Annotated in this window: 15 protein-coding genes; 6 read left to right on the top strand and 9 right to left on the bottom strand. The window is 64.9% G+C overall.

Going from position 1 to position 16,467, the window contains the following annotated elements:
* Positions 1-121: 121 nt before the first annotated feature.
* From ACODSR_RS15230 to dxs, 5 genes are read left to right on the top strand one after another with little or no spacing between them, the layout of a single operon-like run.
* A complete protein-coding gene (locus ACODSR_RS15230) occupies positions 122-544 on the top strand; it encodes an iron-sulfur cluster assembly scaffold protein (protein ID WP_119745339.1) in 423 nt (140 codons plus the stop codon).
* Positions 544-2,346, top strand: coding sequence for a cation:proton antiporter domain-containing protein (locus ACODSR_RS15235; protein ID WP_489077499.1), 1,803 nt, complete (start codon positions 544-546; stop codon positions 2,344-2,346). The genes ACODSR_RS15230 and ACODSR_RS15235 overlap by 1 nt, the downstream gene beginning before the upstream one ends.
* Positions 2,343-2,669 (top strand): DUF423 domain-containing protein, encoded by a 327-nt coding sequence (locus ACODSR_RS15240; RefSeq protein WP_489077500.1) that lies wholly within the window; start codon positions 2,343-2,345, stop codon positions 2,667-2,669. Before ACODSR_RS15235 ends, ACODSR_RS15240 begins: the two co-directional genes overlap by 4 nt.
* A gap of 44 nt (positions 2,670-2,713) precedes the next feature.
* A complete protein-coding gene (locus ACODSR_RS15245; RefSeq protein ID WP_489077501.1) occupies positions 2,714-3,181 on the top strand; it encodes a Fur family transcriptional regulator in 468 nt (155 codons plus the stop codon).
* 49 nt (positions 3,182-3,230) lie between these two features.
* Positions 3,231-5,159 carry a 1-deoxy-D-xylulose-5-phosphate synthase gene (gene dxs, locus ACODSR_RS15250; RefSeq protein ID WP_489077502.1) on the top strand — a complete coding sequence of 643 codons (1,929 nt, stop codon included), beginning with the start codon at positions 3,231-3,233 and terminating at the stop codon, positions 5,157-5,159.
* A 203-nt stretch (positions 5,160-5,362) separates the two neighbouring features.
* On the opposite strand, the gene ACODSR_RS15255 is transcribed toward dxs, so the two are convergent.
* From ACODSR_RS15255 to gpmA, 8 genes are all read right to left on the bottom strand, one after another.
* A complete protein-coding gene (locus ACODSR_RS15255; RefSeq protein ID WP_294132216.1) occupies positions 5,363-5,776 on the bottom strand; it encodes a DUF3035 domain-containing protein in 414 nt (137 codons plus the stop codon).
* Positions 5,773-6,288 carry a signal peptidase II gene (gene lspA / locus ACODSR_RS15260; RefSeq protein ID WP_489077503.1) on the bottom strand — a complete coding sequence of 172 codons (516 nt, stop codon included), beginning with the start codon at positions 6,286-6,288 and terminating at the stop codon, positions 5,773-5,775. Before lspA ends, ACODSR_RS15255 begins: the two co-directional genes overlap by 4 nt.
* Before the next feature lie 109 nt (positions 6,289-6,397).
* Positions 6,398-9,313, bottom strand: a complete 2,916-nt coding sequence (gene ileS / locus ACODSR_RS15265; protein ID WP_489077504.1) for an isoleucine--tRNA ligase — start codon at positions 9,311-9,313, stop codon at positions 6,398-6,400.
* A gap of 141 nt (positions 9,314-9,454) precedes the next feature.
* On the bottom strand, positions 9,455-10,411 hold the full coding sequence (locus ACODSR_RS15270) for a bifunctional riboflavin kinase/FAD synthetase (RefSeq protein WP_489077505.1): 957 nt from the start codon (positions 10,409-10,411) through the stop codon (positions 9,455-9,457).
* 140 nt (positions 10,412-10,551) lie between these two features.
* The gene (locus ACODSR_RS15275) at positions 10,552-11,061 is read right to left on the bottom strand and encodes a dihydrofolate reductase (protein ID WP_489077506.1); all 510 of its coding nucleotides are present in this window, start codon (positions 11,059-11,061) and stop codon (positions 10,552-10,554) included.
* Positions 11,058-12,128: a 5-(carboxyamino)imidazole ribonucleotide synthase gene (locus tag ACODSR_RS15280; RefSeq protein WP_489077507.1), complete on the bottom strand. Its 1,071-nt coding sequence runs from the start codon at positions 12,126-12,128 to the stop codon at positions 11,058-11,060. Before ACODSR_RS15280 ends, ACODSR_RS15275 begins: the two co-directional genes overlap by 4 nt.
* 8 nt (positions 12,129-12,136) lie before the next feature.
* Positions 12,137-12,625 carry a 5-(carboxyamino)imidazole ribonucleotide mutase gene (gene purE / locus ACODSR_RS15285; protein ID WP_489077508.1) on the bottom strand — a complete coding sequence of 163 codons (489 nt, stop codon included), beginning with the start codon at positions 12,623-12,625 and terminating at the stop codon, positions 12,137-12,139.
* Positions 12,626-12,827: 202 nt separating this feature from the next.
* Complete coding sequence (gene gpmA / locus ACODSR_RS15290; protein WP_489077509.1) at positions 12,828-13,514, bottom strand: 2,3-diphosphoglycerate-dependent phosphoglycerate mutase; 687 nt, start codon at positions 13,512-13,514, stop codon at positions 12,828-12,830.
* Positions 13,515-13,665: 151 nt separating this feature from the next.
* Between gpmA and sppA the strand changes: the two genes are divergently transcribed.
* Complete coding sequence (sppA, locus tag ACODSR_RS15295; protein ID WP_489077510.1) at positions 13,666-15,549, top strand: signal peptide peptidase SppA; 1,884 nt, start codon at positions 13,666-13,668, stop codon at positions 15,547-15,549.
* 187 nt (positions 15,550-15,736) lie between these two features.
* Here the strand turns inward: sppA and ACODSR_RS15300 are convergent, their stop codons facing one another.
* Complete coding sequence (locus tag ACODSR_RS15300; RefSeq protein WP_489077517.1) at positions 15,737-16,381, bottom strand: trimeric intracellular cation channel family protein; 645 nt, start codon at positions 16,379-16,381, stop codon at positions 15,737-15,739.
* Between the last annotated feature and the right edge of the window lie 86 nt (positions 16,382-16,467).

Raw genomic sequence — 16,467 nt, forward strand, 5'->3', positions numbered from 1 at the left:
GAACCCAGTCCCGCCGTTTGAACTGGGTTCCCGCCTGCGCGGGAACACGCGGCCCCATTATTTCCCCCTATGACCATTCCCCGCCTTCACCCCAGGCCCATCCTGTCCTACATGGGACGCAATGAGCGCACCCCTGTACAACAAAGACATTTTGCGGCTCGCCGCCAGCATCCCGCACCACCACCGCCTGCCCGCCCCGCAGGCAAGCGTCGAGCGGCGGTCGCCCACTTGCGGATCACGGGTGACGGTGGACGTGGCGATGGCCGACGGTCGCCTCGCCGACATCGGGCTGGACGTGAAGGCGTGCGCGCTGGGGCAGGCCTCCGCATCGCTGATGGCGGCGCAAGCCATTGGCATGAGCGCCGATGAACTGGCCGACGCCCGCGACAGGCTTACCGCCTATCTCTCCGGCGCCAGCGATGATCTGGATTTCTGGCCCGGCCTTGCGGTGCTGGCTCCGGCGCGCGGCTATCCCGCCCGCCACGCCTCGATCCGCCTGGGCTTTGAAGCCATTGCCGAAGCCGCGCGGATGGCGGACGCCTGATGGCCACGCCAACCACTCCCGTCAGCGCGACCGAGATATTGCTCTCCGACGGCGTCATCCTGCTGGGTGCCGCCCTGCTGTTCGTCATCCTCTTCCGCCGCTTTGGGCTGGGCGCGGTGCTCGGCTATCTTGTCGCGGGGGCTTTGGTCGGACCGCAAGGGCTGGGGCTGGTCGGCGGCGGCGAATCAAAGCTCGCCATTGCCGAAATCGGTATCGTCCTGCTGCTCTTCCTCGTCGGGCTTGAACTTCATCCCGCCCGGCTCTGGCGCTTGAAGAAGGACATCTTCGCGCTCGGCATGGCGCAGGTCGTGCTGTGCGGTTGCGCGCTGACCGCGATCATCTTCTACTTCACCGGCTTCACCTGGGGCGCGGCGATCGCGCTCGGCCTGCCGCTCGCCCTTTCCTCGACGGCGCAGGTCTTGCCGGGCCTCAAATCCAGCGGCCGGATCAATTCGCCCTTTGGTGAAAAAATATTCTCGATCCTGCTGTTTCAGGATCTTTCGATCGTCCCGCTGATCACCATCGTCGCGGCGCTCTCCCGCAATCCGGCTGATGCGGGCGGGCCGCCCGGATGGATGACGGCGGCCTACACGGTCGCAGCGATCGCAGGCCTCGTCCTTGCTGGCCGCTTCATCCTGCGCCCGCTCCTGTCCCTCGTCGGACGGTTCGGCGAGCGCGAACTGTTCGTCACCGTCGGCCTGTTCACGGTGTTGGCCGCCGCAGCCCTGATGCACAGCCTGCACCTGTCGACCGCGCTGGGCGCGTTCGTCGCGGGCGTGATGCTCGCCGATTCGCCCTACCGGCACGAAATAGAGGCCGACGTCGAACCCTTCCGTTCCATCCTGCTCGGCCTCTTCTTCCTCGCCGTCGGCATGGTGCTGGACCTTGCCACCGTCGCGGCCAATCCGGTGTTCGTCGTCGGCATGGCGCTGATCCTGGTCGCGACCAAGGCGGCGATCATCGCGGGCCTCGCGCGCCTGTTCGGCATGGACTGGCGACCCGCATTGGGCGCTGGCCTGTTGCTGAGCCAGGGCGGCGAATTTGGCTTCGTCCTGTTCGCCCAGGCGCAGGGCGCGCTGCTGATCGCACCGGAAGCCGCCAGCCTGTTCAGCGCCATCGTCACCTTCTCCATGGCGACGACGCCCTTCCTGATGCTGTTTGCCCGCCGCTTCGAGTTCGCCGCGCCAAAGGAAGGGGCTGACCTGCCCGGCCCGGACCATGCGCCACGCGGCACCGCCATCATCGTGGGCTATGGCCGGTTTGGCCAGACCGTCGCGCAGATGCTGATCGGCCATGGCTTTGCCGTCGTGTCGATCGACAAGAAGCCCGCCCAGATTGAGGTGTCGCAGCGGTTCGACACCAAAGTCTATTATGGCGACGGCACCCGCATCGACCTGCTCCATCGCGCCGGTGCCGACGAAGCCAGTCTGATCGCCTTCTGCATCGACGATCCCTCGCTCGACAGCCGCACGCTCCAGCCGATCGCCGAGGCTTTCCCGCAGGCGGCGCTGATGGTCCGCGCGTTCGACCGGAAACAGCTGCTCGCCCTGCAAGATATCGATCTCGCCGCCGTCGTCCGCGAAGTCTATGAATCGGCTATCTGCATGGGCGTGCAGGCGATGCAGGCGCTTGGCGTCCCGCCTGAGGAGGTCGAGGAAGTCGAACGCCAATATCGCGCCAATGACGAGCAGCGACTGGCGCTCCAGATCGAACATGGCTCGCTGCTGGCGGCCAAGGATCTGGTGTATCGCCCCGGCCGCGGGATGCGGCTGCGCAGCCGTGGCGATGGAGACAAGACATGATTGCGATCCTTGCCGCCCTGTCCGCAGCCCTCGCCATTGGTGCGGGCGCGTTCGGCGCGCATGGCGTCACCGATGCCAAGGCGGTCGAATGGCTGCGCACCGGCGGCCTCTATCAACTGATCCACGCCGTCGCCGCGCTGGCGATCATGGGCGTCGCGCGCGGCGCGGCGGCGCTGCTGCTAGTCGGCGCGGCGATCTTTGCCTTCACCCTTTATGCCATGGCGCTGGGCGCACCCAAATGGCTGGGCGCCATCACCCCGATCGGCGGGCTGCTGATGATCGCCGGATGGCTGTGGGCGGCATGGACCTTCGGGCAACGCTGACGCGCGCCCTTGCCCCGGCCACTGACCCGGCCTAGATTGACGTCATGGCCGACCATCACCATCATCATCACGAACCCACCGGCACCCGGCTGGCCGACGCCGCGCGCGTCACGCTGGAAGCGCAGAGCGAACAATGGACGCCCATGCGCGCCGCCATTTTCGATGCGCTGGCGGCGGAGGAAAAGCCCGCATCGGCCTATGACATCGCCGACACCGTGTCGAAAGCGCGCGGCAAGCGGGTCGCGCCCAACAGCGTCTATCGCATCCTAGACCTGTTCGTGACCAACAATATCGCGATGCGAGTGGAAAGCGCCAACGCCTATATCGCCAACGCGCATCCCGGCTGTCATCACGACTGCATCTTCCTGGTGTGCCGCACCTGCAAGCAGGCCACGCACCTCGATGATGACAAGGTCACCAACCAGGTCCGCGCCGTCGCCGAGCAGGAAGGGTTCAAGCCGGAACGCCCGGTGATCGAGATTTTGGGGACATGCGCCAAATGCGCCGCGTAACTGGATTGTTGCGCAATAGGATGGAACGGCCTAGCGCCTTGACGAGTCTATGCCTTTCATGAACGATCGCCCTGAAACCCCGTTGCTCGACCAGGTGATCTGGCCGTCCGACCTGCGCGCCCTTCAGCCGGAGCAGCTGCGGCAACTCGCCGACGAACTGCGGCAGGAGGTGATTGCTGCCGTGGGCGTCACCGGCGGACATCTGGGGTCGGGCCTTGGCGTCGTGGAACTCACCACTGCGATCCATTATGTGTTCGACACGCCCCGCGACAAGCTGATCTGGGACGTGGGGCATCAATGCTATCCGCACAAAATCCTGACCGGACGCCGCGACCGCATCCGCACCCTGCGCCAGGGCGGTGGCCTGTCGGGCTTCACCAAGCGCGCCGAATCCGAATATGACCCGTTCGGCGCGGCGCACAGCTCCACCTCGATCAGCGCGGCTTTGGGCTTTGCCATCGCCAACAAGATGCAGGATCAGCCCGGCAAGGGCATCGCCGTCATCGGCGACGGCGCCATGTCGGCGGGCATGGCCTATGAGGCGATGAATAATGCGCAGGCGGCGGGCAATCGCCTGATCGTCATCCTTAATGACAATGATATGTCGATCGCCCCGCCGGTCGGTGGCCTGTCGGGCTATCTCGCGCGCCTTGTCTCCAGCCGCGAATTTCTGGGCCTGCGGGATCTCGCCAAGAAACTGGCGCGCAAACTGCCCCGCCCGCTGCACAATGCCGCGCGCAAGACCGACGAATTTGCCCGCGGTATGGCGATGGGCGGCACCCTGTTCGAGGAACTGGGCTTTTACTATGTCGGCCCGATCGACGGCCATAATCTCGACCAGTTGATCCCGGTGCTGGAAAATGTCCGCGACGCCGCCGAAGGGCCGTGCCTGGTCCATGTCGTCACGCAAAAGGGCAAGGGCTATGGTCCCGCCGAAGCCGCGGACGACAAATATCATGGCGTTCAGAAATTCGACGTCATCACCGGCACCCAGGCCAAGGCACCGCCCGGCCCGCCCAGCTACACCAATGTCTTTGCCCAGGCGCTGATCGCCGAGGCCCAGCGTGATCCCGCAGTCTGCGCCATCACCGCAGCCATGCCGTCGGGCACGGGCCTGGACAAATTCGCGACCGCCTTCCCCGACCGGACCTTCGATGTCGGCATTGCCGAACAACATGCCGTCACCTTTGCCGCGGGCCTCGCCGCGCAGGGAATGCGGCCTTTCTGCGCCATCTACTCGACCTTCCTGCAACGCGCTTATGATCAGGTCGTCCATGACGTCGCGATCCAGAATCTGCCGGTCCGCTTCGCGATCGACCGCGCGGGCCTTGTCGGCGCGGACGGATCGACCCATGCGGGCAGTTTCGACGTCACCTATCTCGCCACCCTGCCCAATATGGTGGTGATGGCGGCAGCGGACGAGGCCGAACTGGTCCATATGACCCACACCGCCGCCTGCCATGACAGCGGCCCGATCGCGCTGCGCTACCCGCGCGGCAACGGCACCGGCGTCGATATGCCAGTCGTCCCCGAACGCCTCGAAATCGGCAAGGGCCGCATCGTGCGCGACGGGCGGCAGGTCGCCATCCTCTCGCTCGGCACCAGGCTGGAAGAAGCACTCAAAGCCGCCGAAGCGCTGGAAGCGCGCGGCCTGTCCACCACCGTCGCCGACCTGCGCTTTGCCAAGCCGCTCGACGAAGCGATGATCCGCCGCCTGCTCACCACCCACGAAGTCGCGGTAACGATAGAGGAAGGCGCGATCGGCGGGCTGGGCGCGCATGTGCTGACGCTTGCCAGCGACCTCGGCCTCATCGACAACGGCCTGAAGCTACGCACCCTGCGCCTGCCGGATGTGTTTCAGGATCAGGACAAGCCCGAAAAACAATATGCCGACGCCAGGCTCGACGCCGACGCCATCATCGACACGGTGCTGACGGCATTGCGGCACAACAGCGTGGGAACGGAAGCGCGGGCGTAAAACCCTTCCCTGCAAGGGGAGGGGCTTAGAGCGTGATCACTTCGCTTTGCTCCGTTCGTTTCGAGCGAAGTCGAGAAACAGCGCGCGCAGGTTTCTCGACTTCGCTCGAAACGAACGGAGGTTGGAGTTTCAACCTAAAATCATCATAGCCTAAGCAGCTATCAGGCAACAAAAAGGGGCCAATCGGCCCCTCCCCTTACCCCTTACTGCGGCGTCGCTGCCCGTGCGTCCTGCCCGTCGCCTTCGGGCGCGGCGATGATGTCGCGGGTGGTCGCGCCCTTGTCGACCACTTCGGTGCCCGGATCGCCAGCAGTCGAACGGATGCCCGCCGCCGCATTGGCGCGACCCGCCGCGTTCAGCGTCGACGTTTCGGTCGCGCTGCGCTGGGCCGGGCCGCCGAACATCGCTTCCATCGCCGCCTTGCTCGAATCGACCGCATTGGACGAAGGCGTGCCGGGTGCTGGCGGGACCAGCGCGAAATCGGGCGGGATCACCAAAGGCGCCTGACGCGACACCGCAAATTCATCGGGACGCTCACGGTTGAACAGGCCGCCACCGCCGCCACAGGCCGACAGGGTGGAGAGCAGACCGGCGGCAAGGATCAGTTTAAGCTTCACTTCAAAGTCTCCGTATTTGCGCCCTTGTCGCGCAGCAGCAACGCCCGCGCAAGCAGGATCAGCACGCCGATGGTGATCGCTGCGTCAGCCAGGTTGAAAATCAGGAAGGGTCGCCATGCGCCAAAGTGCAGGTCCGCATAATCAACGACATAGCCCAGCCTGATCCGGTCGACGATATTGCCGATCGCCCCGCCCAGTACCAGCCCCAGCGCCGCGACATCCTGCCGCGCCTTTTCCCGCCACATCCACACGCCGACAAAGCCTGCGATCAAAATGGTCATCCCCACCAGCGCCCAGCGCATCAGGTCGGTATCGGCATGGAAAAAGCCCATCGACACACCGCGATTTTCCAGCCAGCGCAGGCGGAAGATCGGCAGTATCTCGATCCCCGTCTCCGCCCGGCTTTTCAGCGCCAGCGGATAGGTGACGGCATATTTGATGAGCTGATCGAGCGCCAGCGTCACGATCGCGACGGTCAGGCCCATGGGGCGGTGGTTGACGGGATTAGTCATCGATCAAACCTAGAGACTGTAAAAGGCGTGTTCCCGCGCAGGCGGGAACCCAGTTCAGACGGCGGGACTGGACTCCCGCCTTCGCGGGAGAACGCTGTTCCATGCCGATTCACCCCGTCACCACATCATCGCAGCGGTCGCACAATGCACCATCCTCGACAACTTCGGGCAGCAACCGCCAGCAGCGCCCGCATTTATGCCATTCGCTGGGCTGGACGCTGATGCCATCGCCCTCGCCCATGGTCACCCGCGCGACGATCGCGACTTCGGCGAAATCCACGTCGCCCACCGCCAGCACCTGGCCCATGGTGACATCGGCTTCCAGGCTGGATCGGACGATCTTCTCGCGCCGCAATGGCTCGATCGCCTCGTTCACCTGTTCGCGCTGGGTCCGCAGCTCGGTCCATTTCGCGTCCAGACCCGCGTTGATCCAATGACGGTCAATCTCCGGCCATTCCAGAAAATGCACGCTTTCCTCGTCACTTGGGAAGCGGCTTTGCCACACTTCCTCGGCGGTGAAGGGGATGATCGGCGCGGCGTAGCGGACCAGCGCATGGAACAACGTATCGAGCAAAGTGCGATAGGCGCGGCGCTTGGGGTCGGTCGGCGCATCGCAATAGAGGCAGTCCTTGCGAATGTCGAAGAAGAAGGCGGACAGGTCGCTATTGGCGAAATCGAACAAGGCACGGGTGTAACGGCTGAATTCCAGCCAATTGTCGCTGCCCGCCGCCTTGTCCACGACCGACCGCAATTCCGCGTCCAGCACCGCCAGCCGGTGGAGCATATAGCGCTCCAGCTCCGGCATTTCGGCATAGGATACCGCCTCAGCCTCTTCATCATAATCGGCAAGAGCGCCCAGCATGTAGCGGAAAGTATTGCGTAATTTGCGATACGCATCGGACGACCCGGCCAGCACTTCCTTGCCGATCCGCACGTCATCGAAATAGTCGGTGCTGGCGACCCATACGCGCAATATGTCCGCGCCGCTTTCGCCCATGATCTTGAGCGGATCGACCACATTGCCAAGCGACTTGGACATTTTACGCCCCGTCCCGTCGAGCGCGAAGCCATGGGTCAGCACCGCGTCATAGGGCGCCCGACCCCGCGTGCCGCTGGATTCGAGCAATGACGACTGGAACCAGCCGCGATGCTGGTCCGACCCTTCCAGATACAGGTCGGCGCGCACGCCTTCGCCATAGCGCGCTTCCACCACGAAACTGTGGGTCGACCCTGAATCGAACCAGACGTCGAGAATGTCGGTCACGACTTCATAGTCGTTGAGGTCGTAATCCGGCCCCAGCATCGCCTGATGATCCGCCCCGAACCAGGCATCCGCCCCGGCGCCCTTGAACGCTTCGATGATGCGGGCATTGACTGCCGGATCAACCAGATATTGCCCACTCTTGCGATGCACATAGAGCGCGATCGGCACGCCCCAGGCCCGCTGGCGGCTGATCACCCAGTCGGGACGATCGCTGACCATCGCATTGATCCGGTTGCGCGACCGTTCCGGCACCCAGCGGGTGTTCGCGATGGCGTCAAGCGCCACGCCGCGCAGGGTCGGGCCGTTGGTCGGCAGGATTGCAGCCAGCGCGCCGGTGACCGGCTCCAACGGCGGCAGCGGATAGTCCGCCACCTGCCCGCTAGGCTTGTCCATCGGGATGAACCATTGCGGCGTGCAGCGATAGATGATCCGCGCCTTCGACCGCCAGCTATGGGGATAGCTATGCCTGAACTCGCTGGCCGACAGCAGCGCGCCAGCCGCGCGCAGGTCGGTGCAGATCGGGCCGTCAGCCCCGTTGAACTTGGTATTGATGACGCTGCCCTGCCCCGGCAACCACTCCCAATCGTCGCGATAAAAACCCGCATCATTGACCGCAAACACCGGGTCGATCCCCAGCGCCTTGCACGCAATGAAATCCTCCTCGCCATGGTCGGGCGCCATATGAACAAGGCCCGTGCCCGCGTCGGTGGTGACATGGTCGGCGGGGAGGAAAGGACGGGGCTTGGCGAAAAAGCCGCCGAGTTCGTGCATGGGGTGGCGAGCGATGGCTCCAACGAGGTCGATGCCTTTGCCGGTCCATATCGACATATATCCGAAGTCTTCTTCGTCGGTATTGCGAGCAAACCAGCCGTTACGTTCACCGAAAGCGTGCACCAAATCCGAAGCTACGAGAAAACGGCGACCAGTCTTCGTCGGCGCCGATTCATCGTTTAACGGAAGCATCGTCTCTTCAACCAGCTTATACTCAATCCCCTCCCCAAACGCGATCGCCTGGTTCACCGGGATCGTCCAGGGCGTCGTCGTCCAGATCACCGCATAAGCGCCAACCAGCTCCGGCGCATTGGGCGCTTCGACAATCTCAAACGCCACGTCGATCTGCGTCGACGTCACATCCTCATACTCAACCTCGGCCTCGGCCAGCGCGGTCTTTTCGACCGGGGACCACATCACCGGCTTGGCCCCGCGATAAAGCTGGCCGCTTTCCGCAAACTTCAACAGCTCACCAACAATCGTCGCCTCGGCATCGAACTTCATCGTCAAATAGGGATCGGCCCAGTCGCCCATCACGCCCAGACGCTTGAACTGCTCCTTCTGCACGCCCACCCAGCGGTCGGCATAGGCGCGGCACTGGGCGCGGAATTCCTGCGCTGGCACCTCGTCCTTGTTCAGCTTCTTCTTGCGATATTCCTCCTCGATCTTCCATTCGATCGGCAGGCCGTGGCAGTCCCAGCCCGGTACATAGGGCGCATCCTTGCCCAGCAGCGATTGGCTGCGGACGATGATGTCCTTGAGCACCTTGTTCATCGCATGGCCCATATGGATGTCGCCATTGGCGTAGGGCGGGCCGTCATGCAGGATGAAGCGCTCACGCCCCTTACGGCGCTCGCGCAGCCGGTCATACAGACCCATCGCCTCCCACTTCGCCGCAATCGCGGGTTCCTTTTGCGCCAGGCCGGCCTTCATCGGAAAGTCGGTGACGGGCAGGAAAACGGTGGACTTATAGTCTGGTGCGTCGGTCATATTGGGTCCGGTATCTGCTAATGACCGTTCGCCCTGAGCGAAGTCGAAGGGCTCGACCGACCGATAGGGAGGTCACTTCGCTCCGCTCAGTGGAAGGCTTCGACTTCGCTCAGCCCGAACGGGTGAGAAAACAAGCCGCCATTAGGCGACGTAAGGCGTTCCCGCAAGGTTTTGGCCCGCAAGGATTTGCCGTGCTTGCGTGCAGTCGCGCGCGATCTGCGCGATCAGCGCGTCCAGCCCGTCATATTTCGCCTCCGGTCGCAGGAAGGCGATCAGTTGAACCGCAATGACCTGACCATATAGGCTCTCGGCAAAGTCGAAGAAATGCGGCTCCAGCAACTCCTTGGGCGGGTCGAAGGTCGGGCGGATACCCAGATTCGCCGCACCGTCCAGCACCCGCCCGTCGGGCAAAATCGCGCGCACCGCATAAATGCCATAGGCCGGGCGCAAATAGCTGCCCATATCGACATTGGCGGTCGGGAAACCGATCGTCCGCCCCAATTTGTCGCCATGCTGGACCATGCCTTCGATCGTGAAGGGCCGCGTCAGCAGCCGGGTCGCAGTGGCGCAATCGCCCGCCTGCAACGCCGCGCGGATGCGGCTGGATGAAATTACCGCCCCGTCCGCATCCGTCACGGGCGCCACCGCCTGCGCCCACATATCCCATGGCGCGCCCAGATCGGACAAAAGCGCCACCGATCCGGCCCGCCCCTTGCCAAAGGTGAAGTCCTGCCCCGTCACGACCCCGGCCACGCCCATATCGACGGTTAACATGCGAACGAACGCCTGTGGATCGAGCGCCGCCAGTTCGGGCGTAAAGGCAAACACCATCATCGCGTCCGCCCCGGCAGCGGCGAACAAAGCCTGCCGCTGGTCCAGCGTGGTCAGGCGAAAATGGGGCGTATCGGGCCGGAACAGCCGCATCGGGTGCGGGTCAAAGGTTGCGACGATGACCGGACGCCCCGCGGCACGGGCGCGGTCTATCGCATGGCCAACCACGGCCTGATGCCCGGCGTGAAACCCGTCAAAATTGCCCAGCGCCATGATGGCCCCGCGCAAATGCGCCGGGACCGGGGCGCCGCTTGTCAGCCGCTCCATGGCGCGGCCTATAGGGGTGCGCGGGGGGCGTGGCAATGCGGCATATCCACTCCCCCCCGTTCGCCCTGAGCGAAGTCGAAGGGCTCCTCCGAACGGAGTGAGGAGCCTTCGCTTCGCTCAGTGGAAGGCTTCGACTTCGCTCAGCCCGAACGGTGTTTGAGGGATCGGTAATCGCGCTGCAATGTCACGAAGCTGTAGGCGCGTCGTCCGTCCAGCGCGACATGATCTTCCCGCGCGGTTTCAAGCCAGTCAGCCGGATCAGGATAGGCAATGCTGGCGTCCCCCACCGCGTCCAGATGCACTTCCGTCAGCTCGATCCGGTGCGCCGCACCCAGGAACAGCCGATAGATTTCCGCCCCGCCAATCACCATCACGCTCGGCGCATCGGCCAGCGCCAGCGCGCCCGCGACATCATGCGCCACTTCCGCCCCCGCGCCCGTCCACGCCCGGTCACGCGTCAGCACGATATGGCGACGCCCCGGCAGCAGGCCCGGCAGGCTGTCGAACGTCTTGCGCCCCATGATCATCGGGTGGCCCAGCGTCAGCGCCTTGAACCGCTTGAGGTCCGCCGGCAGCCGCCAGGGCAGATCGCCATCCCGCCCGATCACGCCATTATCGGCGCGGGCCAGGATCAGCACGATCTCCGTCACAGCACCAGCCGCGTGACATGCCCCATCTTGCGCCCCGGCCGCGCTTCATGCTTGCCGTACAGGTGCAGATGGTTGGCCGGATCGGACAGGATCGCCAGCCAGTCATGCGCATCATCGCCGATCAGGTTGCGCATTTCCACCCGGCGCGCGGCCAGCGCCGTGTCGCCCAGCGGCAGGCCGCAAATCGCGCGCACATGATTTTCAAACTGGCTCGTCAACGCACCCTCGATCGTGCCATGGCCGCTATTATGGACGCGCGGGGCCATTTCGTTGAACACCGGGCCGTCGGCGCTGGCGAAAAATTCGCAGGTCAGTACGCCGACATAATCGAGCGCGTCGGCAATCTTGTGCGCCAAAGCGCGCGCAGCAGGCATCTGCCCCTCGATCAGCGGCCCGGCGGGCGCGATCGACGTGTCGAGGATACCGTCGACATGGACATTGGCAGAACTGTCCCAGAAGCGCACTTGCCCGTCCGCGCCGCGCACCAATATGACCGAAAATTCCTCGGCAAAGGTCACGAAGCCTTCCAATATCGCGCTCTGCCGCCCGATCGCATTCCATGCCCCCACCGCATCGCCCGGCTCGTTGAGCCGCGCCTGCCCCTTGCCGTCATAGCCCATGCGATTGGTTTTCAGGATCGCGCGGCTGCCGACCTGTGCGATCCCCGCCTCCAGATCGTCCAGATTCTCGACCGGCGCGAACGGCGCGGTCAGCCCGCCCAGATCGCAAACGAACCGCTTTTCCGCCAGCCGGTCCTGCGCCACCCGCAACGCCTGCGCACCGGGGCGGACCAGCCCGTGCGTGGCCAATACCTCGACCGCTGCGGGATCGATATTCTCAAACTCGTAAGTGACGACATCGACGCCATCGGCAAAGGCCGCCAGCGCCGCTACGTCGTCATAGCTGCCCCGCGTCCAGCGCGGCGACACGTCGGCGGCGGGGCCACTCTCCTCCGGCGCATAGATGGCGGTGCAATAGCCCAGTTGCGCGGCGGCAATGGCGATCATCCGGCCCAGCTGGCCGCCGCCAATTATGCCGATGGTCGAACCGGGCGCGATGGTCGTCATGGGCGCGATCAGTCCTCGACCGTTTCGGCAACCGCATCGGTCTGCTTCGCGCGCCAGGCGTCCAGTCGTTCGGCCAGTGCGGGATCATTGGTCGCCAGGATCGCGGCAGCCAGCAACCCGGCATTGATCGCGCCGGGCTTGCCGATCGCCAGCGTCGCCACGGGAATGCCGCCGGGCATCTGGACGATCGACAGCAACGAATCCATGCCCTTCAACGCCTTCGATTCGACCGGCACGCCCAGCACCGGCAGCCGCGTCATCGACGCGCACATGCCCGGCAGATGGGCCGCGCCGCCAGCACCCGCGATGACGACTTTCAGACCGCGATCCACCGCGCTGGTGGCATAGTCATAGAGCCGCTGCGGGGTGCGGTGCGCCGACACCACCTTGCATTCATGGGCCACGCCCAGCGCATCCAGCGTCTCGGCGGCATGGCGCATCGTGTCCCAGTCGGACCGCGACCCCATGATGATGCCGACCTCGATTGCCCCGCTCATGCCCGTGCTTCCCCTCATGGCGCGGCCTTCACGGTGCCGCCCGGAAAGCAAAGCCCCTTAGCGGCCAGCCCGTCGGGGGGCAATGCTATTCCTCCCCTCCCTGCCAAGGGAGGGGTCGGGGGTGGGTCCGGCGCGAAGCGGCGGTTCGCGCCGCTCACACCCACCCCTAACCCCTCCCTTGAAAGGGAGGGGGATATTATTGTCACCGCTCCGACAGATAATAACGCTCGATCGCGCTCAGATCGTCAGCCAGTTCATAGACGATCGGCTGGCCGGTCGGGATTTCCAGTTCGGTGATCTCGTCGTCGGGAATGTTCGACAGATGCTTGACCAGCGCGCGCAGCGAATTGCCATGGGCGGAGATCAGCACCCGCTTGCCCGCCTTCAGATCCGGCGCGATGCGGCTGTCCCAATAGGGCAGCACGCGGGCGATCGTATCCTTCAGGCTCTCGGTCGATGGAATCGCGATCCCCGCATAGCGGCGATCCTTGCTCAGGTCGAACTCGCTGCCCGCTTCCAGCACTGGCGGTGGAATGTCGAAGCTGCGGCGCCAGATCTTGACCTGCGCGTCGCCATGCTTGGCCGCCGTCTCCGCCTTATCGAGGCCCGTCAGCCCGCCATAATGGCGCTCGTTCAGCCGCCAGTCCTTCTCCACCGGCAGCCACAGCCGCCCCATTTCCTCCAGCGCCAGATTGAGCGTCTTGATCGCGCGGGTCTGGAGCGAAGTATAGCATTGGTCGAAATCCAGCCCCTTGGCCCTCATCAACTGCCCCGCCGCCCGCGCTTCGCCCGCGCCCTTTTCGGTCACGTCCACGTCCCACCAGCCGGTGAAGCGGTTTTCCAGATTCCATGACGACTGGCCATGGCGGATGAGGACGAGGGTGGGCATCGGGCATGTCTCCTGCGCGTCTGGGAAAACTATGCCCCCCCATAGCGCGCGAAACGCCGGGCGCAAGGTTGCAGCGGCGCGCCCGCCCCCCACATTGCAGTCGATAGGGCGATGGGCTAGCCATGGCGAACCGGGCAGAAGGAACACCCACTTGGCATTTGTGAAGGGCGCGTGGCGCATATTGGTCGCGATCAAGGACGGGCTGGTCCTGCTCTTCCTGCTGCTATTCTTCGGCGCACTCTACGCCGCCCTCTCCTTCTCGCCCAAGCCCGCCGCCAGCATCAGCGCAGGTGCGCTACTGCTCGACCTGGACGGCACCATCGTCGAACAACCCGCCGAAACCGATCCCTTCGCACTCCTGTCCGGCTCCGGCCCCGATATGAAGGAATATCGCCTGTCCGACATCGTCACCGCGCTGGAAGCGGCAAAGACGGACAGCAAGGTCAAAGCGGTCGTGCTGAACCTGGATGGCTTCATGGGCGGCGGTCAGGTCGCCATCGCCCGCGTCGGCCAGGCGCTCGACGCCCTGCGCGCCGCGAAAAAGCCCGTGCTGGCCTACGCCACCCTCTATACCGACGACAGCTATCAACTGGCCGCCCATGCCAGCGAGGCGTGGAGCGATCCGCTCGGCGGCGTCGCGATCATGGGCCGGGGCGGGTCCGGCCTCTATTATAAGGGGCTGATCGACAAGCTTGGCGTCAACACCCATGTCTATCGCGTCGGCACCTATAAGAGCTTCGTCGAACCCTATATCCGCGCCGACCAGTCCCCCGAAGCCAAGCAGGCCAATCAGGCGCTGGCCGATGTCCTTTGGCAGAACTGGCAGGATGACGTCGCCAAAGCACGTCCGAAGGCGAAGATCGCCGCCTATGCCGCCGACCCTGTCGCCGCCGCCACCGCCGCCAATGGCAATATGGCGCAGGCTGCTCTTTCCTCAGGCTTGATCGACAAGCTTGGCGACGCCACCGCGTTCGGCGCGCGCGTCGCGGAAATTGCGGGCGAAGGGTCCGATGCCAAGGCAGGCGGCTTCGCGAAAATCGACCTCGCCGCCTATGTGAAAGCCCGCAAGCCCGCCAATGACGGCCAGATCGGCGTGCTGACGATCGCGGGCAATATCGTCGATGGTGAAGCCGGTCCGGGCACGGCGGCGGGCGACACGATTTCGGACCTGCTGCTGACCGCACTCAACGAAAAGGATTTGAAAGCGCTTGTCGTCCGCGTCGATTCGCCGGGCGGCTCGGTCATGGCGTCAGAAAAGATCCGCAACGCCATTTTGACGGCCAAGGCGGATGGCCTGCCCGTCATCGTCTCCATGGGCAATGTCGCGGCCAGCGGCGGCTATTGGGTCTCCACTCCCGCCGACATGATCTTTGCGCAGCCGGACACCATCACCGGCTCGATCGGCGTGTTCGGCATCCTCCCCAGCTTTGAAGGCACACTCGCCAAGATCGGCGTCACCACCGACGGCGTCGCCACCACGCCCCTGTCGGGCCAGCCTGACCTTGCAGGCGGCACCTCCCCGCAATTCGACGCGATCATGCAAATGGGGGTCGAGGACATCTACCGCCGCTTCGTCGGCCTCGTCGCCCAATCGCGCCGCAAGACCCCGGCGCAGATCGACACCATCGCGCAGGGCCGCGTCTGGGACGGCGGCACCGCGCGGCAAATCGGCCTCGTTGACCGTTTCGGCGGGCTGGAGGACGCCATCGCCGAAGCCGCCCGTCGCGCCAAAATCGACCCCAAAACCGCCCGCGCCTACAGCATCGAAAAAGCCCCCGACAAATGGGCCGAATGGATCGAGGCGATGGCGCAGCGCGACACCGACGATGCGGGCGCGCCCCGCGACATGCTGGCGCGCCAGGCGATGGTCCAGCGCGGCTGGGCGATGCAGGCAGTCACCGACGTCAAGGCGCTCGTCACCGGCGCAGGCATCCGCGCCGACTGCCTGGAATGCCGCAGCTATGGAGCACCCAAGATGCGCAGCGCAGCGGATGAACGCGGCGTGATGGCGCTGATCGCGGGGCTGTGGCGCTAACCCCTTCTCCCCGGTGGGGAGAAGGATACGCAGCCTTACCGAACGCAGTGAGGTTAGGCGAAGTTGGAAGAGGGGGTTCGACGCCAATATGGCGCGCCACAGTCAGGTCAGCACACCCTCTCCCAGCTTCGACTAGGCAGCAAGCTGCCAAGTCTGCGCAACCCTCTCCCTCAAGGGAGAGGGTATTTCACCCCTCCTCATGCCGATACACTGGCAACCCCAGCCCACGCCAAATCGCCACGGCCCGCAGCACGAACCCCAGCAGCGCCGCGATCACCCCCGCCACCGGCACGTCCAGCCCCGCCAGTCGCAACCCCACGAACAGCCCCGCCGCCACCGCCGCCGCCGTCACATAAAGTTCGGGCCGCAGCAGGATCGACGGCTCGCCCGCCAGCAGATCGCGCATGATCCCGCCGACGCAGCCCGTCACCACGCCCATCATACCGGCGACAAAGGGCGGCACGCCAAAACTCATCGCCTTGGCCGCGCCGAACACCGCGAACGCCGCCAGCCCGATCGCGTCGAGCCAATCGAGCGCCCGCTCGCTCCAGAAGCGGCGCGGCGTACACCAGACGATCACCGCCGCGCACATGCAGGTGATGGCAGGCGCGGCATCCACCACCCAAAACACCGGCGCGCCGATCAGCAAATCCCGCAACGTGCCGCCGCCCACCCCCGTCACCAGCGCGAAGAAGGCGAAGGTCACCAATGTCTGCCGCAACCGCGCCGCCGCCAGCGCCCCGGACGCGGCGAATACGAAGGTGCCGACAATGCTGAGCGTTTCCAGCACCGGACCGATCGAGGTGGCGAGGAGGGGCGTGGGGGAGAGCATGACTATACACTTATCCATAGTGCTGTGATTGTGACTCATCTCCCCTCCCCGGCGGGGAGGGGTCGGGGGAGGGGGAGCAAGGCGAA

It is taken from the genome of Sphingobium sp. FG125, assembly GCF_057809795.1.

What these genes read in the sequence shown, in the direction of transcription:
- ACODSR_RS15240 (WP_489077500.1), top strand. Translation starts at nt 2,343, where the DNA reads ATGATTGCGATCCTTGCCGCCCTGTCCGCAGCCCTCGCCATTGGTGCG.
- ACODSR_RS15280 (WP_489077507.1), bottom strand. Translation starts at nt 12,128, where the DNA reads ATGACGACCATCGCGCCCGGTTCGACCATCGGCATAATTGGCGGCGGC.
- ACODSR_RS15300 (WP_489077517.1), bottom strand. Translation starts at nt 16,381, where the DNA reads ATGCTCTCCCCCACGCCCCTCCTCGCCACCTCGATCGGTCCGGTGCTG.
- ACODSR_RS15270 (WP_489077505.1), bottom strand. Translation starts at nt 10,411, where the DNA reads ATGGAGCGGCTGACAAGCGGCGCCCCGGTCCCGGCGCATTTGCGCGGG.
- ACODSR_RS15235 (WP_489077499.1), top strand. Translation starts at nt 544, where the DNA reads ATGGCCACGCCAACCACTCCCGTCAGCGCGACCGAGATATTGCTCTCC.
- purE (WP_489077508.1), bottom strand. Translation starts at nt 12,625, where the DNA reads ATGAGCGGGGCAATCGAGGTCGGCATCATCATGGGGTCGCGGTCCGAC.
- dxs (WP_489077502.1), top strand. Translation starts at nt 3,231, where the DNA reads ATGCCTTTCATGAACGATCGCCCTGAAACCCCGTTGCTCGACCAGGTG.
- ACODSR_RS15230 (WP_119745339.1), top strand. Translation starts at nt 122, where the DNA reads ATGAGCGCACCCCTGTACAACAAAGACATTTTGCGGCTCGCCGCCAGC.
- lspA (WP_489077503.1), bottom strand. Translation starts at nt 6,288, where the DNA reads ATGACTAATCCCGTCAACCACCGCCCCATGGGCCTGACCGTCGCGATC.
- gpmA (WP_489077509.1), bottom strand. Translation starts at nt 13,514, where the DNA reads ATGCCCACCCTCGTCCTCATCCGCCATGGCCAGTCGTCATGGAATCTG.
- ACODSR_RS15245 (WP_489077501.1), top strand. Translation starts at nt 2,714, where the DNA reads ATGGCCGACCATCACCATCATCATCACGAACCCACCGGCACCCGGCTG.
- ileS (WP_489077504.1), bottom strand. Translation starts at nt 9,313, where the DNA reads ATGACCGACGCACCAGACTATAAGTCCACCGTTTTCCTGCCCGTCACC.